Source organism: Halomonas sp. CKK8 (assembly GCF_029625235.1).
Lineage (GTDB): Bacteria > Pseudomonadota > Gammaproteobacteria > Pseudomonadales > Halomonadaceae > Halomonas > Halomonas ventosae.
Genome location: NZ_CP121193.1, coordinates 3,832,788 through 3,854,307, shown reverse-complemented (window position 1 = coordinate 3,854,307; position 21,520 = coordinate 3,832,788). Strand labels below are relative to the sequence as shown.

General features: G+C 69.0%; 15 protein-coding genes. 13 read left to right on the top strand and 2 right to left on the bottom strand.

All coding sequences use genetic code 11. The annotated features are described in order from the left end of the window. Positions 1–157: 157 nt before the first annotated feature. The 8 genes from P8934_RS18190 (at position 158) to P8934_RS18155 (ending at position 12,335) form a co-directional block, all read left to right on the top strand. Positions 158–2,842 carry an EAL domain-containing protein gene (locus tag P8934_RS18190; protein ID WP_278032257.1) on the top strand — a complete coding sequence of 895 codons (2,685 nt, stop codon included), beginning with the start codon at positions 158–160 and terminating at the stop codon, positions 2,840–2,842. A 299-nt stretch (positions 2,843–3,141) separates the two neighbouring features. Continuing rightward, a complete protein-coding gene (locus P8934_RS18185) occupies positions 3,142–4,281 on the top strand; it encodes a GlxA family transcriptional regulator (protein WP_106229554.1) in 1,140 nt (379 codons plus the stop codon). A gap of 192 nt (positions 4,282–4,473) precedes the next feature. Next, complete coding sequence (locus tag P8934_RS18180) at positions 4,474–5,451, top strand: dipeptidase (protein ID WP_278032256.1); 978 nt, start codon at positions 4,474–4,476, stop codon at positions 5,449–5,451. A gap of 86 nt (positions 5,452–5,537) precedes the next feature. After that, complete coding sequence (locus tag P8934_RS18175) at positions 5,538–6,083, top strand: 4-vinyl reductase (protein WP_278032255.1); 546 nt, start codon at positions 5,538–5,540, stop codon at positions 6,081–6,083. A 12-nt stretch (positions 6,084–6,095) separates the two neighbouring features. Continuing rightward, positions 6,096–8,168: a dimethylglycine demethylation protein DgcA gene (dgcA, locus tag P8934_RS18170; RefSeq protein ID WP_278032254.1), complete on the top strand. Its 2,073-nt coding sequence runs from the start codon at positions 6,096–6,098 to the stop codon at positions 8,166–8,168. A 108-nt stretch (positions 8,169–8,276) separates the two neighbouring features. Then, entirely contained in the window at positions 8,277–10,256 is a 1,980-nt protein-coding gene (locus P8934_RS18165) for a (Fe-S)-binding protein (protein ID WP_278032253.1), read from the top strand. Continuing rightward, the gene (locus P8934_RS18160) at positions 10,256–11,539 is read left to right on the top strand and encodes an electron transfer flavoprotein subunit alpha/FixB family protein (RefSeq protein ID WP_278032252.1); all 1,284 of its coding nucleotides are present in this window, start codon (positions 10,256–10,258) and stop codon (positions 11,537–11,539) included. The genes P8934_RS18165 and P8934_RS18160 overlap by 1 nt, the downstream gene beginning before the upstream one ends. Then, positions 11,529–12,335 carry an electron transfer flavoprotein subunit beta gene (locus P8934_RS18155; RefSeq protein ID WP_278032251.1) on the top strand — a complete coding sequence of 269 codons (807 nt, stop codon included), beginning with the start codon at positions 11,529–11,531 and terminating at the stop codon, positions 12,333–12,335. Before P8934_RS18160 ends, P8934_RS18155 begins: the two co-directional genes overlap by 11 nt. Before the next feature lie 74 nt (positions 12,336–12,409). Here P8934_RS18155 and P8934_RS18150 read toward each other — a convergent pair whose 3' ends face one another. Continuing rightward, the gene (locus P8934_RS18150; protein WP_278032250.1) at positions 12,410–12,934 is read right to left on the bottom strand and encodes an invasion associated locus B family protein; all 525 of its coding nucleotides are present in this window, start codon (positions 12,932–12,934) and stop codon (positions 12,410–12,412) included. Positions 12,935–13,250: 316 nt separating this feature from the next. On the opposite strand from P8934_RS18150, the gene fdhA reads away from it, so the two are divergent. The 5 genes from fdhA (at position 13,251) to P8934_RS18125 (ending at position 19,935) form a co-directional block, all read left to right on the top strand. Further along, entirely contained in the window at positions 13,251–14,444 is a 1,194-nt protein-coding gene (gene fdhA, locus P8934_RS18145) for a formaldehyde dehydrogenase, glutathione-independent (RefSeq protein WP_278032249.1), read from the top strand. An 83-nt stretch (positions 14,445–14,527) separates the two neighbouring features. After that, entirely contained in the window at positions 14,528–14,926 is a 399-nt protein-coding gene (locus P8934_RS18140) for a RidA family protein (protein ID WP_278032248.1), read from the top strand. Between the two features lie 159 nt (positions 14,927–15,085). Next, on the top strand, positions 15,086–16,804 hold the full coding sequence (locus tag P8934_RS18135; RefSeq protein WP_278032247.1) for an NADH-ubiquinone oxidoreductase-F iron-sulfur binding region domain-containing protein: 1,719 nt from the start codon (positions 15,086–15,088) through the stop codon (positions 16,802–16,804). An 11-nt stretch (positions 16,805–16,815) separates the two neighbouring features. Further along, positions 16,816–19,665 carry a formate dehydrogenase subunit alpha gene (gene fdhF / locus P8934_RS18130; RefSeq protein ID WP_278032246.1) on the top strand — a complete coding sequence of 950 codons (2,850 nt, stop codon included), beginning with the start codon at positions 16,816–16,818 and terminating at the stop codon, positions 19,663–19,665. A gap of 18 nt (positions 19,666–19,683) precedes the next feature. Further along, a complete protein-coding gene (locus tag P8934_RS18125; protein ID WP_278032245.1) occupies positions 19,684–19,935 on the top strand; it encodes a hypothetical protein in 252 nt (83 codons plus the stop codon). A gap of 106 nt (positions 19,936–20,041) precedes the next feature. On the opposite strand, the gene P8934_RS18120 is transcribed toward P8934_RS18125, so the two are convergent. After that, entirely contained in the window at positions 20,042–21,328 is a 1,287-nt protein-coding gene (locus tag P8934_RS18120; protein WP_278032244.1) for an aromatic ring-hydroxylating dioxygenase subunit alpha, read from the bottom strand. Between the last annotated feature and the right edge of the window lie 192 nt (positions 21,329–21,520).

The following is a 21,520-nucleotide window of genomic DNA, read 5'->3' as shown; positions in this document are numbered from 1 at the left end:
AGGGTTCCCTGCCACGCTGGGCCTCGGTCACGGCCGAGGCATGGGGGCGTGTTTTACCCAGCCCCCCATTCCTGTCATCTTGTGAGCCGAATTCCGCCAGGGGACCGGCATCACGGGCCGGGCAGCGATGCGGAGATGGCCAGGAGGGAGCGCGGCAATGCAGTCACGGATGGGGGCTGAAGAGGCCTTTCGCCAGCTGGCGGAGGGCCTCGGCAGGAGCGGGGCACCCGACTTCTACGACACCCTGGTGGCGCGGCTCGCGGCCATCCTGGAGGTCGACCACGTGCTGGTGGCCGGGGTCACCGGGGATGCCATGGTCCACACCCTGGCGGTCTGGTCACAGGGCCGGCCGCGACCAAACATCGCCTATCCGCTGGCGGGCACCCCCTGCGAGCGCGTGGTCGGCGAGGAGGCCTGCCTCTTCGCAAGTGACGTCCAGACCCGCTTTCCCGACGACGGGCTGCTGTGTCAGCTGGGCGCGGTCAGCTATCTCGGCCTGCCGCTCCTGGCCGCGGACGGGGCGACGCTGGGCCTGCTCGCGGTGCTCAAGAACACCCCCATGCAGGCCAATGGCCTGGAGAAGGAGGTGCTGCGCATCGCCGCGGTCCAGGCTGGCGCCGAGCTGGACCGCAGCCGGGCCGAGCGGGCGGTGAAGGAGAGCGAGCGTCGCCTCGACACCCTGCTCAACCACCTGCCCGGCATGGCATATCGCTGCCTCAATGATCGCGACTGGACCATGAGGGTCGTCAGCCAGGGGGCGCACGCGCTGACCGGGTACCGGGCCGAGGAGCTGCAGGACAACCGGGTTGCCAGCTATGCCGCGCTGATTCATCCCGCCGACCGTGAGCGGGTGTTCGAGGAGGTCCAGGCCGCCGTTTCACGCAGAGAGCCCTTTCGCGTGATCTATCGGCTGCACCATGCCGGGGACGGCACCCGCTGGATGTGGGAGCAAGGCCAGGGGGTCTTCGATGCCGCCGGTGAACTCCTCCATCTGGAAGGCTTCATCACCGACATCACCGAGCAGCATGAGGCGCAGCGCGTCCAGGAGGCGGTGATGCAGGTGGCCTCGACGGTCACCACCCGCATCGGTGACGACTACTTCCATCAGCTGGTCAGCACCCTGGTCGAGATCCTCGAGGCGGATGCCGGCTTCATCGCCCTGCTCGACGCCTGCGGGCCGGATGTCGATCCCCCGGGCGGTCGCGCGTCCGCGACCCTGAGCATGGTCAGCGTGGTCTCCGACGGGCAGCGGCTTGACAACTACGCCTACGCGCTGGCGGGCACCCCCTGCGAGCAGGTCCTCGACGAGCGGGAGGTCATGGTCGAGGGCGACAGCACCGCGCTTCTGCCGGGAGGAGCCGGCGTGGCCAGGGCCTGGATCGGCCGTCGCCTGGACAACGCCAGTGGCCAGCCGATCGGGGTCGTCATGGTGCTCTATCGCCGTCCGCTGGAGGCCAACGCCTTCGCCACCTCGGTGCTGCGCATCCTCTCCACCGGGGCCGCGGCGGAGCTGGAGCGGCGACGTGACCATCGTCGCATGCACCAGCTGGCCTATACCGACAGCACCACGGGCCTGCCCAACCGGGTACGCTTCATGGAAGAGCTCATGCGCCTCAGGCAGGAGGCCGAGAAGGGACAGCACCCGCTCCTGCTGCTGCTGCTCGACATCCGCCGCTTCAAGGAGATCAACGACCTCCACGGCCACCAGATCGGTGACCAGCTGCTGTCGACCACGGCCGGGCGTCTGGCGCGTGCCCTGGAGCCGGCCGAGGTACTGGCGCGGCTCTCCGGCGACGAGTTCGCGGTGCTGGTGCCCAGGGCACAGGCCACTGCCCTCGAGCAGAGCGTGCGGCGGCTGCGGGCCGCCGTGAGCAAACCCATCGAGCTCGGGCATCGCAGCTTCGTGCTCGAGCTCAGCATCGGGTCGGCACAATACCCGCGGGACGCCGTCACCCCCGTCGAGCTGTTCAAGTCCGCCAGCATCGCGCTCTATCACGCCAAGCAGCAGGATGGCGGGACCTGCCCCTTCGACGAATCGATGACCAGGGCCCTCCAGCGCCGCCAGCAGATGACGGAGCGGCTGAGTGCGGCCATCAGTGGCCAGCGGCTCGAGCTCCATTTCCAGCCCCAGGTCGACCTCCGCACCGGCGAGCTGGTGGGCGCCGAGGCACTGTGCCGTTGGCACGATGCGGTCTGGGGCTGGGTCAGCCCGGGGGAGTTCATCCCCCTGGCGGAGGAGCGTGGTCTGATCCGCCCGCTGGGTGACTGGGTGCTGCAGGCGGCCTCCCGGCAGCTGGCCGCCTGGCGGCGCGAAGGCATGGCCCTGCCCGGCCGGCTTTCCCTCAATGTCTCGGCCCAGCAGTTCGCGGATCCCCAGCTGGCCGAGCATATCGCGACCCTGACCCGGGGCGTGCCGGCCTCGGCCATCGGCCTGGAGCTCACCGAGAGCGACTTCATGCGCGACCCCGAGCAGGCCGTCGGCATCACCCATGCGCTGCGCCAGGCCGGCTATGCCCTGGCCATCGACGACTTCGGCACCGGCTACTCGTCGCTCTCGTACCTGCGCCGCTTCTCGGCCGATGCGCTGAAGATCGACATCTCCTTCGTTCGGGACATGCTCGAGAGCCGCCATGACCGGGCCATCATCCAGACCATCATCGCCATGGCCCGGACCCTGGGGATGAAGACGGTCGCCGAGGGCGTCGAGACCCCGCAACAGGCCGAGGCCCTGGCTGACATGGGCTGCGAGCAGGCCCAGGGCTACCATTACGGCCGGCCACTCCCGGCCGCCGACTTTGCCGCTGCCTGGGCCCGGGCCATGCGCCGCCAGGCACCGGGCTAGCGGCAGTGGCCGATAGAATCCTTATGACCATGGCATCATCACCAGGATTGAAGGGCGGGTGACGACGGCCTGAGCGCTCAGCCTTGCCCGTGAGCGACATCCTGCCACCCTGAAAACGACACCATAGTCGTTAGCAACTAGCGACTCAGCGGCTGATAGGCAATTGTGACATGCCAGATCACGACGCCTTGCGGTACCTTGCGGGACGGACTTGCCTGATCGCGACAGCCAGACACCGGCGGGCGTCCGGATACGGATATAACTACAACCCGTGTATGACCCCGTACAGGAGTCTCGCCATGACGACCCCCTCCCAGGCCCCACAGAAGCCAGCTGCTCCCCAGGCCATCGGCTTCCTGCTGCTGGAAAACTTCACCCTCTTCTCGCTGGCCTCGGCCATCGAGCCGTTGCGCATGGCCAACCAGCTGGCCGGACGGGAGCTCTATCGCTGGTTCACCCTGAGCCTCGATGGCGAGCCGATCTCCGCCAGCGATGGCCTCAAGGTCACCCCGGATGCGGCGATCACGGTGCCGCTGGCACTGGACATGGTGGTGGTCTGCGGCGGGGTGGGGCCGGCGCGCGCGGTGCAGCGCGAGCATGTCATCTGGCTGCAGGGGCAGGCACGCCTCTCCCGTCGGCTGGGGGGGATCTGCACCGGCAGCTGGGCGCTGGCCAAGGCGGGACTGCTGGATGGCTACGAGACCAGTGTCCACTGGGAGTGCCTGGCCGCCATGCAGGAGTCCTTTCCCCGCGCCCTGCTCACGACCCGGCTGTTCTCCATCGACCGCGAGAGGGCCACCGCCTCGGGGGGCACCGCCCCCCTGGACATGATGCTCACCCTGATCGGGCGGGATCATGGCCGCGAACTCGCGGCAGGGATCTCCGAGATGTTCATCTGTGACCGCGTGCGTGGGGAGCAGGATCAGCAGCGCGTGCCGCTCAAGCATATCCTGGGCACCACCCAGCCCAAGCTGCTGGAGATCGTGGCGCTGATGGAGGCCAACCTCGAGGAGCCCATCGGGCTCGAGGAACTCGCGGCCTATGTGGACGTGTCGCGTCGCCAGCTCGAGCGGCTCTTCCAGAAATACCTGCTCTGCTCGCCGTCGCGCTACTACCTGAAACTCCGGCTGACCCGCGCCCGACAGCTGCTCAAGCAGACCTCGATCTCGATCATCGAGGTGGCGTCCGCCTGCGGCTTCGTGTCCACGCCTCACTTCTCCAAGTGCTACCGGGAGTTCTTCGGCCAGCCGCCCCGCGACGAACGACTGGGCGCAAGCCCGGTCCGGCTGCCGGTGCCACCCCCCTGCGAGCAGGTGGGGGCCAACCTGGAGCTGCTGGCCTTCGAGGCCTGTCCGACCGAGCCGGTCTCCTCGGCCATCATGGCCCTCGACCAGGCCCGCGGCGAGCCGACCTACGCCAGCGTCCTGCTGCGCTCCTGACCACTGCCTTACCGCCCTCCTGCCGAACCGATCACCCTGCCAGCCCGTCGCGGGCCGGCAGGGTGTCGTCGTGCGTCGCAGGCGCGACAGTCATGACGTTTTTGGAATTCTCGCCGTCGTTTCCAGGCGCCGAGTCGCTATGGGCCGGCGCTATGCTGCCGTCGAGTCGAACACATCCCCGGAGTGGCACACATGACCCCAAGAGAGCTGCACGACGACGCCATCGTCATCGATGGCCTGATCATCGCCAAGTGGAACCGCGAGCTGTTCGAGGACATGCGGCGCGGCGGGCTGACGGCAGCCAACTGCACGGTTTCCGTCTGGGAGGGCTTCCAGGCCACCGTCGACAACATCGTCCGGTCCAATGCGCTGATGGCCGAGTGCCGCGACCTGGTCCGCCCCGTGCGCACCACCGCCGACATCACCCGCGCCAAGGAAGAGGGCAAGACCGGGATCCTCTACGGCTTCCAGAACGCCCATGCCTTCGAGGACCAGATCGGCTACGTGGAGGTCTTCAAGCAGCTGGGCGTGGGCATCGTGCAGATGTGCTACAACACCCAGAACCTGGTTGGCACCGGCTGCTACGAGCGTGACGGTGGCCTCTCCGGCTTCGGCCGCGAGATCGTCGCCGAGATGAATCGCGTCGGCATCATGTGCGACCTCTCCCACGTCGGCGAGACCACTTCCCGGGAGGTCATCGAGGCCTCCGAGAAGCCGGTCTGCTATTCCCACTGCCTGCCCTCCGGCCTCAAGGAGCACCCGCGCAACAAGTCCGACGCCGAGCTGAAGTTCATCGCCGACCGCGGCGGCTTCGTCGGCGTGACCATGTTCACCCCCTTCCTGCGTGCCGGCGTCGACGCCAGCGTCGACGACTATGTCGAGGCCATCGAGTACGTGATGAACATCGTCGGCGAGGATGCCATCGGCATCGGCACCGACTTCACCCAGGGCCATGGCCAGGACTTCTTCGAGTGGCTGACCCATGACAAGGGCTACGCCCGTCGCCTGACCCGCTTCGGCGAGATCATCAATCCCGAGGGCATCCGCACCATCGGCGAGTTTCCCAACCTCACCGAGGCGCTGCTTCGCCGCGGCTTCAGCGAACCCCAGGTGCGCAAGATCATGGGCGAGAACTGGGTACGGGTACTGAAGGACGTCTGGGGCGCCTGAGTGCCGGGCAACACCTCTGCGTGATAGGGGCCCCGAAAAGCCCCTGCCAACTGACTGACTAGAACAACGATTCGAGGAATACGACCGTGACTCAGATGGCCCCCGAGCTGCCCATCGAGGTGGACGCCGAGACCGGCGTCTGGACCACCGACGCCCTGCCGATGCTCTACGTGCCGCGGCACTTCTTCATCAACAACCATCTGGCCGTGGAAGAGGCCCTGGGCGCCGAGCAGTACGCCGAGATCCTCTACCACGCCGGCTACAAGAGCGCCTGGCACTGGTGCGAGAAGGAGGCCGAATGTCATGGCCTCGAGGGCGTGGACGTCTTCGAGCACTACATGACGCGCCTCTCCCAGCGCGGCTGGGGGCGCTTCATCGTCGAGGCCATCGATCTCGACGCCGGCACCTGCCGGGTGCGCCTCGAGCACAGCGCCTTCGTCTATCAGCTGGGCAAGGTGGGGCGCAAGGTGGAGTACATGTTCACCGGCTGGTTCGCCGGGGCCATGGACCAGATCCTCGCCGCGCGCGGCAGCAAGCTTCGCACCGTCGCCGAGCAGGTCCAGAGTGCGGCCGAGGAAGGCTGCGACGTGGGCCGCTTCGTCACCCGTCCGCTTGATACCCTCCGGGGCTGAGGAGTCACCACCATGGCATTCGACGCACTCTTCCAGCCGATCGAGATCGGCAAGCTCACCATCCGCAACCGGGTGGTCAGCACCGCCCACGCCGAGGTCTACGCCACCGACGGCGGCATGACCACCGAGCGCTACATCAGGTACTACGAGGAGAAGGCCAAGGGCGGTTGCGGTCTCGCCATCTGCGGCGGCTCATCGGTGGTCTCCATCGACAGCCCCCAGGCCTGGTGGAGCTCGGTGAACCTGGCCACCGACCGCATCATTCCGCACTTCCAGAACCTGGCGGATGCCGTCCACCGGCACGGCGGCAAGATCATGATCCAGATCACCCACATGGGGCGCCGCTCCCGGTGGGACGGGTTCAACTGGACGACCCTGCTGTCGCCCTCCGGCATCCGCGAGCCGGTGCACCGCTCCACCTGCAAGGCCATCGAGGAGGAGGAGATCTGGCGCATCATCGGCGACTTCGCCCAGGCCGCGCGCCGGGCCAAGGAGGGGGGCCTCGACGGCGTCGAGCTCTCCGCCGTGCACCAGCACCTGATCGACCAGTTCTGGAGCCCGCGGGTCAACAAGCGCGAGGACCAGTGGGGCGGCAGCTTCGAGAACCGCATGCGCTTCGGCATGGAGGTGCTCAAGGCGGTGCGCGCCGAGGTGGGCGACGACTTCGCGGTGGGCATGCGCATCTGTGGCGACGAGTTCCACCCGGACGGCCTCTCCCACGACGACATGAAGCAGATCGCCGCCTACTACGATGCCACCGGCCAGGTCGACTTCTTCGGCGTGGTGGGCTCCGGCTGCGACACCCACAACTCGCTCGCCAACGTCATTCCCAACATGTCCTACCCGCCGGAGCCCTTCCTGCACCTGGCGGCGGGCATCAAGGAAGTGGTCGGCGTACCGGTGATCCACGCCCAGAACATCAAGGATCCCAACCAGGCCCAGCGCATCCTCGAGGGCGGCTACGTGGACCTGGTGGGCATGACCCGGGCGCATATTGCCGACCCCCATATCATCGCCAAGATCAAGATGGGGCAGATCGACCAGATCAAGCAGTGCGTGGGCGCCAACTACTGCATCGACCGCCAGTACCAGGGCCTGGACGTGCTGTGTATCCAGAACGCCGCCACCTCACGGGAGTACCTGGGTCTGCCGCATATCATCGAGAAGAGCGAGGGGCCCAGGCGCCGCGTCGTGGTGGTGGGCGGTGGCCCGGGCGGCATGGAGGCGGCCCGCGTCGCCGCCGAGCGTGGCCATGACGTCACCCTCTTCGAAGCCGCGGAGGCCCTCGGCGGGCAGATCACCATCGCCGCCAGGGCCCCGCAGCGTGACCAGATCGCCGGCATCACCCGCTGGTACCAGCTGGAGCTGGCGCGCCTCAATGTCGACCTGCGCCTGGGCACCCGGGCCGACGAGGCAACCCTGCTCGACCTGCGCCCGGATATCGTGGTGCTGGCCACCGGCGGCCAGCCCTTCCTCCGCCAGGTGCCCGAGTGGGGCTACGCGGAGAATCCCGATGAGAGCCTGGTGGTCAGCACCTGGGACATCCTTTCGGGCAAGGTCGCGCCGGGCAGGAACGTGCTGATCTTTGATGCCATCTGCGAGTTCTCCGGCGTCTCGGCGGCGGACTACCTGGCCGACAAGGGCGCCAAGGTGGAGATCGTCACCGACGACATCAAGCCGGGCGCGGCGGTGGGCGGCACCACCTTCCCCACCTACTACCGCAGCCTCTACGAGAAGGAGGTGGTCATGACCTCCGACCTCGCGCTGCACAAGGTCTATCGCGAGGGGGATTCCCTGGTGGCGGTGCTCGAGAACGAGTACACCGGCGCCCTGGAGGAGCGGGTGGTCGACCAGGTGGTGGTGGAGAACGGCGTGCGTCCCGACGAGGCCCTCTACTACGCCCTCAAGGCGCAGTCCCGCAACAGGGGCCAGCTGGACCTGGAGGCACTCTACGCCATCCAGCCCCAGCCCTGCCTGAGCCAGGAGGGTGACGGCTTCCTGCTGTTCCGCCTGGGCGACTGTACGGCGCCGCGCAATACCCATGCGGCGATCTATGACGCCCTGCGGATCTGCAAGGACTTCTGACCCCTAACCCTAAGCCCAAGGCTCGAAGCTGGAAGTCGAAGATGCGTTTTTCGCCCTTCCTTTCAGCTTCCGGCTTCCCGCTTCCAGCTTGTCGATGAGGTGAGCGAGATGCTCGAGACCCTGCTACCGATACTGATCTTCGCCGCCCTGGTCGTGGCGGTGGCCGGTGCCCGGCGGCGTGTTCGCCTGTGGCGCCAGGGGCGGCCTTCCGACGTGCCGCTATTCAAGGGCCTGGCGGCCCTGCCGCGTCGCTACCTGGTGGACCTGCACCATGTGGTGGGGCGCGACAAGGTGATGTCCAACACCCACGTGGCCACCGCCGGTGGCTTCGTGGCCGCCGCCGTGCTGATGATCCTGGTGCATGGCCTGGGCCTGGGCGCTTCAGAAGGGCCGGGGGGCGTGCTGGGCTGGCTGCTGCTGGCGGCCAGCGCCGCCATGTTCGCGGGCAGCCTGTTCGTGGCCCGGCGCCGGCGCAACCCGCCCGCCCGGCTCTCCAGGGGACCCTGGATGCGCCTGCCGAAGAGCTTGATGGCCTTCTCGCTCGGCGTCTTTCTGGTCACCCTGCCCACGGTGGGCATTCTGCCCGCCGACGTCGGCAGTTGGCTACTGGCCCTAGCGCTGACTGCCATGGTGGTCTGGGGCCTGGCCGAGATGGTCGTCGGCATGACCTGGGGCGGGCCCATGAAGCACGCCTTCGCCGGTGCCCTGCACCTGGCCTTCCATCGCCGCGCCGAGCGCTTCGGTGAGGGCAACCGCTCCACCGGGCTCAAGGCGCTGGATCTGGAGGATCACGACGCCAAGCTGGGCGTCGAGACGCCCGCCGACTTCACCTGGAACCAGCTGCTTGGCTTCGATGCCTGCGTGCAGTGCGGACGCTGCGAGGCGGTCTGCCCGGCCTTCGCCGCCGGCCAGCCGCTCAATCCCAAGAAGCTGATCCAGGACATGGTGGTGGGCATGGCCGGGGGCAGTGATGCCAATTACGCCGGCAGCCCCTATCCTGGGAAACCCGTTGGTGAGCATCAGGGTAGCCCCCATGGCCCCATCGTGGCGCAGAAGGGCCAGGCGCTGGTGGATGCCGAGACCCTGTGGTCCTGCACCACCTGCCGGGCCTGCGTGGAGGAGTGCCCGATGATGATCGAGCACGTCGACGCCATCGTCGACATGCGCCGCTTCCTGACCCTGGAGCGCGGCGAGACGCCCAACAAGGCCCCCGAGGTCCTCGATAACCTCATCGCCACCGACAATCCCGGCGGCTTCGACCCCGGCGCACGCATGCACTGGGCCGCCGACCTCGAGCTGCCGCTGATGGCGGACCTGCAGCAGGTCGACGTGCTGCTGTGGCTGGGTGATGGCGCCTATGACATGCGCAACCAGCGCACCCTTCGTGCGCTGGTCAAGGTGCTGCGCGCGGCAGAGGTGGATTTCGCGGTACTCGGCAACGAGGAGCGCGACAGCGGTGACGTGGCCAGGCGCCTGGGCGACGAGGCGACCTTCCAGAGCCTGGCCAGGCGCAATATCGCCACCCTGGCCAAGTATCGCTTCCAGCATATCGTCACCTGTGACCCCCACAGCTTCCATGTGCTGGGCAACGAGTATGGCGAGCTCGGCGGCCACTACCGCGTCTATCACCACAGCACCTACATCGCCGAGCTTCATGAGGCCGGGCGCCTGGCCTTCCGGCCCTGGAAGGGCGGCAGCGTGACCTATCACGACCCCTGTTATCTGGGCCGCTACAACGGCGAATTCGAGGCGCCGCGCAATGTCCTACGCGCCTTGGGCATCCAGGTTGCCGAGATGGAGCGCTCCGGCTTTCGCTCGCGCTGCTGCGGCGGCGGCGGTGGCGCCCCGATCACCGATATTCCCGGCAAGCGGCGCATCCCCGACATGCGCATGAACGATGTCGAGGCGACCGGCGCCTCGCTGGTGGCGGTGGGCTGTCCGCAGTGCACCGCCATGCTGGAAGGCGTCGTCGATGCCGGTGCCGAGGTGCGCGATATCGCCGAGCTGGTGGCCGATGCCCTGGTGGCACGTCCTGCCGCCAAGGTGACACCGTCATCCCGCCAACCCGTGCTGGAGGAGGAGGTCTGATGACCGAGATTCGTCGTCGCGACCCACGCCGCGAGTGGGTCGCTCGCAACCGCCTGCACCCCGAGCACGCCAGTGTGCTGGCCGCCCTTGGCGACATCGGGGGCGGCGGGGCCGCCAGCGAGTGGCTGGGCCCCCAGGGGGTGGTGCGCAGGAACCCCCACGCCATCGGCTTTATCGGCCCCAATGGCGTCAAGCGTATCGATCGCAGCGGCGCCCAGCAGGGCGGCGAGGCCCCGGGAGGCACCCGCCAGGCGGTCAAGGATGATCGCCGCCGTGTCGAGATTCCGGAGCCCGCCTTCCTCGTCGCCGTGGTGCCGGACATGGCCGGTGGGCGCCTCTCCGGCCATGACAAGGACCTGCTGGGCCTGGCGCGGCGCCTCGCCGATGCCGACATCGACCGCCCCGGCGCCGTCGTCGTGATCCTCTTCGGCGAACACCGGGAAGAGGCGCTCGGCGAGGCAGGCATCGACCGGGTCCTGCACCTGGAGGACGATGCCTATGCCGGCTTCGCCCCCCAGGCGCGGCTGGCGGCGCTCTCCGCCGTGGAGCGCGAGCTGGCGCCGCGCCACTGGCTGCTGCCCGACTCCCCCCTGGGGGGGGCCGACCTGGGGCGGCGCCTGGCGGCCCGGCTGGGGGAGCGGCCGGCGACCGGTGTCTGGCAACTGGAGGCCGACGCCGGGAGTCCGCTGGGATGGCGCTGTACCGCCCGGGGCGCGGCGGAGAGCCTGGATATCCTGCGCCCCCTGCCGCGCGTCGCCCTGGCGCTGGCCGAGTGCGCCGAGCCGGTGGACGAGACTCGTCATGCGGCCGAGCCGCTGGCGCTCGGCAGCGAGCTGCCCGCGATCCTGTCGCGCGTCGAGGACCTGGGGCAGGTGGCGGTGGACCCTGCCGGCGTGGCCCTGGCCGAGGCGGAGTTCATCCTGTCGGGAGGCAATGGCGTCAACGACTGGGACGGCTTCCACCACGCCGCCAGGGTGCTGGGGGCGACGGAGGGGGCCTCCCGGGTGGCGGTGGACGACGGCCACATGGCCCGCGACCGCCAGGTCGGCGCCACCGGCACCTGGGTCACGGCGCGGGTCTATCTGGCCGTGGGCATTTCGGGGGCCATCCAGCACCTGCAGGGCATCCAGGGCTGCGACAAGGTCGTGGCCATCAACATGGATCCCGGCTGCGACATGATCAAGCGCGCCGACCTGGCGGTGATCGGCGATTCGGCCCCGGTGCTCGAGGCGCTGGTGGCCCTGGTGGAGCAGTCCAGAGAGGAGAAGCGTGATGCAGCCTGAGAAGGGTATGGCACCGAACCTGGCGGTCACCGTGCTGGTCTCCGTCGGTCGCCACCCGCTCACCGGCCGTCGCCGGCGGGCCGACCGGGACGCTCGCGGCGTGGAACTGGCGCGCTCGACCCCGGGGGCCGAGGTCAGCCTGCTGCATGCCGGCGTCCTCGACGAGGCCAGCGAGGCGGCCCTGCGCGACTACCTGGGCATGGGCTTCGAGGCGCTGACGCTGATCGAGCAGGCGCCGGGTGCCGACGTGCTGCCGGCCCTGGCCGAGCGCCTCGAGGCGGCCCCACCGCAGCTGGTGATTGCCGGGGAGCGGGCCGAGCAGGGCGAGGGCTCCGGCCTGCTGCCCTACCTGCTGGCCGAGCGGCTCGGCTGGCCCCTGGTCAATGGTCTGGCGGCGGTGGAAGGGGTCGAGGACGGCATCGCCACCCTGTTGCAGGCGCTGCCCCGCGGTCAGCGGCGTCGCCTCAGGGTCCGCCTGCCGGCCATCCTTACCGTGGACGCCGCGGCCCCGGCAGCCCGCCAGAGTGCCTTTGGACCGGCGCGGCGTGGGCGGCTGGAGGTCGCCGAGGCCCCGGTGATCGAGGACCCTGCGCTGGCCGAGTGGCAGATGGTCCCGGCCCGCAAGCGGCCCAAACGCCTGAAGATCGTCAAGGCCGCCTCGGCGCGGGACCGCTTCAAGGCCGCGGCGGCCAAGGCCGAAGGCGGGGGGGGACAGGTGCTTGCCGACGCCACGCCGGAGCAGGGCGCCGAGGCGATCCTCAAGCTGCTGCGCGAGGAGGGCGTCCTGACCCGCTGATCACGCGGCCAGCCAGACGACGACAGCCCCGGCCAGGTGCCGGGGCTGTCGTGCTTGCGGGGCAGGCGTGACCGTCAGGGCGCGATGCGCTGGCTGGCGTCGGTGAAGCCCATCAGGGAGATGTCCAGGTCCATGCGGTTGCCGCGCGGCCCGATCAGGCTGAGGGTCGCGCTGCTGCCGCCGCGAAGCGCCTGGACCATCGAGGGCTCGAGGGGCAGGTCGGCGCGGCAGCTCTGCTCCAGGCAGACCTGGTAGGGGAACTGGGCCGGCTCGCCGCCGCCCACGCTCAGCTGCAGGCCCGGGGCGAGGCGCACGCCCAGCGGCAGCAGGAAGGTCATCGCCGGGCGTCCCTCGAGTTCCGGGGGGTAGCCCACGATCACCCGCATCAGGGGGTCATTGCTGTCCGGATTGGTGACCAGCTGGCTCATGGTGCAGGCCCCCTGGCTGCGCTCGGGCGGGCAGATCACCTCCCAGTCCCGGAACTGCTCGGTCTCGACCTCGGCTCCCGGCGATGCCTGCTGGGCAACGGCCTGGGAGGCCAGGGCCAGCAGCGACAGCAGGGCGGACAGGCACAGGCGTCTTGCGAGACGGTTCGACATCGGAAGTTCCTCCTTGGTCTCAGGGGCCGTGACGGGACATAGAGCACAACCATGCCTGTTCGTCGGCGCGAGGTCGACCCCCTCCGCCCGCCGCCCGATGGCCGGGGCCGAGCATGCCGGGAGCGGAAGGAGCGGGCGATGTCCTGAATGCGACCCTCGGCGGCCTGTCGGCCCCAGGGGGCGAGGCGATGTCTCGAGGAGGCATGCGGGTGCCTCTCTGGGGCAAGTGGGCTGCCCGGGAGCGCCTAGGCTGGAGCAGCGGAAGCCTCCGCCACGCTACAACGCCGTCCGTTACAACAATATCGAGGAGCCAGCCATGAGTGCAGCCAACCGCGGAGTCGTCTACAAGGGCCCGGGTAACGTCGCCGTCGAATCCATCGCCTATCCGGAACTCGCCCTCGGCAATCGCAAGTGCGACCACGGCGTGATCCTGAAGGTCGTCACCACCAACATCTGCGGCAGCGACCAGCACATGGTGCGCGGGCGCACCACCGCGCCGTCCGGCCTGGTGCTGGGCCACGAGATCACCGGCCTGGTCATCGAAGCCGGCCGCGACGTCGAGTTCATCAAGCCGGGTGACCTGGTGTCCGTGCCGTTCAATATCGCCTGCGGGCGCTGCCGCAACTGCAAGGAGGGCCGGACGGGGATCTGCCTCAACGTCAATCCGGCGCGCCCGGGGGCGGCCTACGGCTACGTCGACATGGGCGGCTGGGTCGGCGGCCAGACCGAGTACGTCATGGTGCCCTATGCGGACTTCAACCTGCTGAAGTTCCCGGATGCCGACCAGGCCATGGAGAAGATCCGTGACCTGACCCTGCTCTCCGACATCTTCCCCACCGGTTTCCATGGCTGTGTGACCGCGGGCGTCGGGCCGGGCAGCACGGTCTACATTGCCGGTGCCGGCCCGGTGGGCCTGGCGGCGGCGGTCTCCGCCCAGCTGCTGGGGGCTGCCTGCGTGATCGTGGGTGACATGATCGAGGAGCGCCTGGCCCAGGCCCGCAGCTTCGGTTGCGAGACCCTCGACCTGACCCAGGAGGGCGACATGGCCGACCGGATCGAGACGATCCTCGGCGAGCGCGAGGTCGATGCCTTCGTCGACTGTGTCGGCTTCGAGGCCCACGCCTGTGGCTGCAACCATGGCAGGGAGGCCCCCGCAACCGTGCTCAACTCCGCCATGTCGCTGACCCGGGCCGGCGGCCAGATCGGCATCCCCGGCCTCTACGTGACCGAGGACCCCGGCGCGGCCGACGACGCCGCCAAGCAGGGAGCATTGAGCATGCGCTTCGGCCTGGGCTGGGCCAAGTCGCATAGCTTCCATACCGGCCAGTGCCCGGTGATGAAGTACCACCGGCCGCTGATGCAGGCGATCCTCTTCGGCAAGGTGAATATTGCCGATGCGGTCAATGTCCAGATGATCACCCTGGACCAGGCACCCAGGGGCTACGCTGATTTCGACGGCGGTGCCGCGAAGAAATTCGTCATCGACCCCCATGGCAGCGTGGCTGCTTGAGGCGCCACCCGAGCTGGCCGAGGGTTAGCGCCAAAGGGCGGCGCGGCCAGCCAGTTCGGGTATCGACCTCACGGGACGCTTCCATGATCCAACCCGTCGCCACCGACCTCTGTGCCGCCAAGGCCCCGCTGGAGTGGGCCGTCATCGGCAATGGCATCCTCTTCACCGCCCAGATCCCCATCGGCGCCGATGGGGCCGTCGTCGACGGCGGGATCGAGGCCCAGCCCCGCCAGACCCTGGACAACCTGCGCCACACCCTGGCCTGTGCCGGGGGTGGCATGGCCAGCCTGACCCAGGTGCTGATCTACGTGACCCGTCGCGAGGACCTGGCCACGGTCAATCGCCTCTATGCCGAGTACGTCAGCGCGCCCTATCCCAATCGCGCGGCGATCATCGTCTCGGGTTTCTCCCGGGAGGAGATGCTCGTCGAGATGGTGGCCTATGCTGTCATTGAGGAGACAGCCGACGGCGAGACGTGCTGAGAGCGACATCCTCGTATCCATTCGCTCACCGGCGCGGCGCCCGGCCATTGTCCTGATCTCGGGCGGGTGACACCATGCCGATGATGGCCGTCGTCGCCCGCCAATGGGCAGCAAGCTGTCGATATCGCGCCACCTCACAAGCATTACAACGAGCCCGCCATGACCGTCGAGACCGTCACCCCCAAGCGCCGCTTTCGCGGCAGGCCCCGTGGCCGTGACCTGCCCCCCGTCGCCCTTGCCTCGCTGCGCCAGTTGCTTGGCGACGAGCGCAGCGATCCGGGGCTGCGGCGCCGCGACCTGCTGATCGAGCACCTGCACGCCATCCAGGATGCCCAGGGCCATCTCTCGCTGGTGGCGCTGCGGGCACTGGCCGCCTACATGAACCTGCCCATGGCGGCGGTCTACGAGACGGCGACCTTCTACGCCCACTTCGACGTGGTGCACGACGACCAGGCGCCGCCGCCGGAGGTGACGGTGCGGGTCTGCGATTCGCTCTCCTGCCAGCTGGCCGGCGCGGCGACGCTCAAGGCGCAACTGGAGGCCGGCGTCGACCCGCAGGCGGTGCGGGTGGTGCGGGCGCCCTGCATGGGCCGCTGTGAGACGGCGCCGGTGGTGGAAGTGGGGCACCACCATGTGCTGTTCGCCACCGCCGAGGGCGTGGAAGCGGTGGTGGATACCGGCCACTTCCATCCCGAGGCAATCGTCTGGCAGCGCCTGGCGGACTATCGCGCCGCGGGCGGCTACCGACTGCTCGCCGACTGCCGCGAGGGACGCGTCACGGTCGAGGCGCTGATGGAGACGCTCGAGCGGGCCAACCTGCGCGGGCTGGGCGGCGCCGGCTTCCCCACCTTCAAGAAGTGGCGCTCCGTGCGCCAGGAGCCGGGGCCGCGCTACTGCGCGATCAACGCCGACGAGGGCGAGCCCGGCACCTTCAAGGACCGCTACTACCTGGAGCGCTCGCCGCACCGCTTCCTCGAGGGGGCCCTGGTCAGCGCCTGGGCGGTGGAGGCCTGCGCGCTCTATATCTACCTGCGTGACGAGTACCCCGGCCTGCACCGGGTGCTGCACGCGGCCATCGCCGAGCTCGAGGCCGCGGGGTTGGTCGAGTCGGGCTATATCGTGCTGCGTCGGGGGGCCGGGGCCTACATCTGTGGCGAGGAGTCGGCGATGATCGAGTCGCTGGAGGGCAAGCCCGGCAAGCCGCGTCATCGCCCGCCCCTCGTCGCCCAGAAGGGGCTCTTCGGCCAGCCGACCCTGGTCAACAACGTCGAGACCGTCTACTGGATCCCGCTGATCCACGAGAAGGGCGCCGACTGGTTCGCCGGGCACGGCCGCCACGGTCGCCAGGGGCTGAGGAGCTTCTCGCTTTCCGGGCGGGTGCGGCGCCCCGGGGTCCACCTGGCCCCCGCCGGCATCACCCTGAACGAGCTGGTCGAGGAGTATGGTGGTGGCATGGCCGAGGGACATCGCCTGGCCGGCTACCTGCCGGGGGGCGCCTCCGGGGGGATACTGCCGGCGAGCAAGGCCGATATTCCGCTGGACTTCGACACCCTGCAGGAGGCGGGCTGCTTCATCGGCTCGGCGGCGATCATCGTGCTCTCCGACCAGGACGATCTCAGGGCGGTGGCCACCAACCTGCTGGCCTTCTTCGCCGACGAGTCCTGCGGCCAGTGCACGCCGTGCCGGGTCGGCACCGAGAAGATGCTGACCCTGCTCGAGCGCGACGAATGGCGCGTCGAGGAGCTCGAACGCCTGTCGCAGGTGATGATGGACGCCTCCATCTGTGGCCTGGGCCAGGCGGCGCCCAATCCGGTGCTGGGGCTGCTGCGGGACTTCCGCGGCGAGCTCGCCGGCCAGAACGTGATCGTGAAAGGGTAGGGAGACTGACGATGGCACAAGAGACCTTTACCCTGACCCTGGATGGCGCCGAGGTCAGCGCCTTTCCCGGCGAGACCCTCTGGCAGGTGGCCAGGCGCGCCGGCGAGACCATCCCGCACCTCTGCTTCAAGGACGCCCCCGGCTACCGCAGCGACGGCAACTGCCGCGCCTGCATGGTGGAGATCGAGGGCGAGCGCGTGCTGGCGGCGAGCTGCCTGCGCGAGGCGACCCCCGGCATGGTGGTGAAGAGCGCCACGTCCGAGCGCGCACGGGTCTCCCGCGAGGGCGTGATGGAGCTGCTGGTTGCCGACCAGCCCGAGCGCGACGAGGGCCCCGACCGCTCGAGCCACTTCTGGGCCATGGCCGAGGCGCTTGCCATCGACGCCAGCGCGGTGCGCGAGCGGCTACCGGCGCGCGCCGAGCGCGCCGCCCCCACGGTCCACCATGTCGCCGAACGCTCCGCCGCGCTCCCCCATGCTCACGGCCATGACGCCACCCATTCGGCGATGAACGTCAACCTCGATGCCTGCATCGAGTGCAACCTCTGCGTGCGGGCCTGCCGCGAGGTGCAGGGCAACGACGTCATCGGCCTGGCCCATCGCGGCGCCGCCGCCAAGGTCGTCTTCGACTTCGACGACCCGATGGGCGAGAGCACCTGCGTGGCCTGCGGCGAGTGCGTCCAGGCCTGTCCCACCGGGGCGCTGATGCCGGCGACCCTGGTCGACGCCGCGGGGCGCGGCGACTCGCAGGCGGCCGATCGCACCGTGGATTCGGTCTGTCCCTACTGCGGGGTGGGCTGCCAGCTCACCTACCATATCAAGGACGAGAAGATCCTCTTCGTCGAGGGCCGCGACGGGCCCTCCAACCAGAACCGGCTGTGCGTCAAGGGGCGCTTCGGCTTCGACTACCCCAACCACCCCACGCGAATCACCCGGCCGCTGATCCGCCGGCCGGGCGTGCCCAAGGGGCTCGACCCCGACTTCGACCCCCTCGACCCGCTGACCCATTTCCGCGAGGCGAGCTGGGAGGAGGCGCTGGACGTCGCCGCCAATGGGCTCGGCGCGCTCAAGGCGGCCCATGGTCCCGACGCCCTGGCCGGCTTCGGCAGCGCCAAGTGCTCCAACGAGGAGGCCTGGCTGTTCCAGAAGCTGGTGCGTACCGGCTTCGGCAGCAACCATGTCGACCACTGCACCCGGCTCTGTCACGCCAGCTCGGTGGCGGCGCTGATGGAGTGCATCGGCTCGGGGGCGGTGACCGCCTCCTTCATGCAGGCCCTCGAGGCCGAGGTGGTGATCCTCACCGGCTGCAACCCGGCGATCAACCACCCGGTGGCGGCCACCTACTTCAAGCAGGCGGCCAGAAACGGCACCAAGCTGATCATCCTCGACCCCCGCGGCCAGGCGCTGGACGCCTATGCCCATCGCAGCGTGCGCTTCACCCCCGGCGGCGACGTCTCGCTCTACAACGCCATGCTCAACGTCATCGTCAGCGAGGGGCTCTTTGACCAGGCCTACATCGACGCCCACACCGAGGGCTTCGAGGCGCTCAAGGCCCATGTGCGCGACCTGACCCCCGAGGCCATGTCGCCGGCCTGTGGCGTCGCCCCCGAGCAGATCCGCGAGCTCGCAAGGCTCTATGCGACCGCCGACAAGGCGATGATCTTCTGGGGCATGGGCATCTCCCAGCATGTCCACGGCACCGACAACGCCCGCTGCCTGATCTCGCTGGCGCTGGCCTGCGGCCAGACCGGCCGCCCCGGTACCGGCCTGCACCCGCTGCGCGGCCAGAACAACGTCCAGGGTGCGTCCGACGCCGGCATGATTCCCATGGTGCTGCCCGACTACCAGCCGGTGAGCGACGCCCAGGTGCGCGCCGCCTTCGAGGAGCTGTGGAACACCCCACTCGACGCGACGCCGGGGCTCACCGTGGTGGAGATCATGGATGCCATCGCCGCCGGTACCATCAAGGGGATGTACATCCTCGGCGAGAACCCGGCGATGTCCGACCCGGACCTCGACCATGCCCGGGCGGCCCTGGCCAGGCTCGAGCACCTGGTGGTGCAGGATCTCTTCGTCACCGAGACCGCCCAGTTCGCCGACGTCATCCTGCCGGCCTCAGCCTGGCCGGAGAAGGACGGCAGCGTCACCAACACCAACCGCCAGGTGCAGCTGGGCCGCGCCGCCGTGCCGCTGCCCGGTGAGGCCAAGCCGGACTGGTGGATCATCCAGCAGATCGCCAACCGCCTGGGTCTGGGCTGGGACTATACGCACCCGCGTGAGGTGTTCGCCGAGATGAAGCAGGGCATGGCCTCCCTCGACCACATCTCCTGGGAGCGCCTCGAGCGCGAGAGCTCGGTGACCTATCCCTGTCCCGCCGATGACGCCCCCGGGGCAGACGTGGTGTTCAGTGATGCCTTCCCCACCGAGAGCGGGCGAGCGACCTTCACCCCGACCCGCCCGCTGCCGCCGGACGAGCCCATCGACGGCGACTACCCCACGGTGCTGATCACCGGGCGCCAGCTGGAGCACTGGCATACCGGCTCCATGACCCGTCGCAGCCGGGTGCTCGACGACCTCGAGCCCGAGGCGGTGGCGAGTCTCGCGCCCGCCGAGCTGGTGCGCCTGCGCATGACGCCGGGCGAGCCGATCACCATCACCACCCGGCGGGGCGCCATCACCCTGAAGACGCGGGTCGACCCGCTGATGGCCGAGGGGATGGTGTTCGTGCCCTTCTGCTACGTGGAGGCGGCGGCCAACATCCTGACCAACCCGGCGCTCGACCCCTACGGCAAGATCCCCGAGTTCAAGTATGCGGCCTGTCGCCTGGGCCGTGCCGAGGCGGCACTGGCGGAGAACGACTGAGACGGAGGAGGGCGGCCCATGATGATCGTCGAGCTGATCGATGGTGATGATTTCCGTGAGCGCCTGGTGGCGCTGGGCATCCGTATCCCGGAGGGCGCCTGCCCCGAGAGCAGCGCCCGGCTGGCCCGGCGCTGCGCCCTCGAGGGGGGTGTGCCGGGGCTTGCCGAGTCGGTTGCCGAGCTGGTCGGCGAGCTCGAGGGCAAGCGCGAGATCCTGCTGCCCTCGGTCCGCCGGGCGCTGGAGACCCATCTCCTGCCGCTGATTCGCTGACCCGACGGCGCCTGTCAGCCCCTGACCTGGGCGCATGGCCGCCAACGACACGGCCCCCGGTGGTGAATCACCGGGGGCCGTTTTTTCCTGGCAGGTGGGGGAGGCGTCAGCCCTCCACCACCCTCAGGTGCGGGGCGGTATGGCCGAGGTTCTCCAGCAGGCTCTCGCTGTACCAGTCGATGAAGTCGATCACCCCGAACTCGTAGGTCTCCGAGTAGGGCCCTGGCTCGTAGCCCCGGGAGTTGATCCCGCGCTGGTTCTCCTCCGCCAGGCGGCGGTCCTGCTCGTTGGTGGCGTCCCACACGCGGCGCAGCTGGGTCGGGTCGTAATCGACGCCCTCCACGGCGTCCTTGTGGACCAGCCACTTGGTGGTCACCACCGTCTGTTGGGGCCCCAGCGGCATCACCCGGAACACCACGGCATGGTCGCCCATGAAGTGGTTCCAGGAGTTGGGCAGGTGCAGGATACGCAGCGAGCCCATGTCAGGGCTCTCGAGCCGGCCCATCAGCTTGCGGCATCCCGGCTTGCCATCGAGGGTCATCGAGACCGTGCCCTCCAGCAGCGGGGTGCGGGTCAGGCGGTTGCGCTTGCCCAGGCGGCTGAGCCGCCAGGGTACGCCCATCGCATCCCACTGCTGTTGCTTGCGCTCCACCAGCGCCCTGTAGGACGGCGTGGCGCGCGGGTCGTCGCTGTCGTCGAACTCCTGCAGCGAGTTGAGCAGCTCAGGATGGGCGCCGTTGCAGTGGTAGCACTCGCGGTTGTTCTCGATCACCAGCTTCCAGTTGGCCTGCTCGACGATGCTGGACTCCACCGCCACCTTGACGTTCTCCATGTCGTAGGGGGCGAGGTAGTGCTCCAGTCTCTCGAGGAAGTCGTCGATGGCCGGCGGCTCCTCGGCCAGGCTGACGAAGAGGTAGCCGCCGGCGCTGCGCACCTTGACGGGCTTGAGCCCGTATGCGGCGAGGTCGAAGCCCGAGCCCATGTCGCTGCCGGCGAACAGCAGCCGGCCGTCCAGCTCGTAGGTCCACTGGTGGTAGGGGCAGACCAGCTTGGCCACCTTGCCCTTGTCGCTGACGCAGAGCCGGGAGCCTCGATGCCGGCAGACGTTGTGGAAGGCATGGATCTTGCCGTTATCGCCTCGCACGATGATCACCGGGTTGTCGCCCACCTCCAGGGTCATGAAGTTACCCTTGGCAGGAATCTCGCAGGTCATCCCGGCGAACAGCCACTCCTTCTCGAAGATCTCCTGCATGTCCAGGGCGAACAGCCGGGCATCGTTGTAGAAGGGCTGGGGCAGCGAGAAGTTTTGCCGGCGGTGCAACAGCATCTCGACGGTGGCTTCGCGTGCCGATGCCAGGGGATCATCCAGGCGTGCGGGAGACATGGGGTCCATGACGATACGTCCTCTAGCTGGGCCGCTCGGGCGGCCTCGGGGTTGTTCAGGGAAAACCGGGGTGCTGTGGATGGCCGCTCACGGGCGATGATGGTGGCGGATTGCGGCGAGTGTGGATCAGCGGCCCGGGGGGCAGTTGTCTGGCCGCGACGCGCGATGATGCGGCAGCGACGCGACAGGCCATGGTGGGAG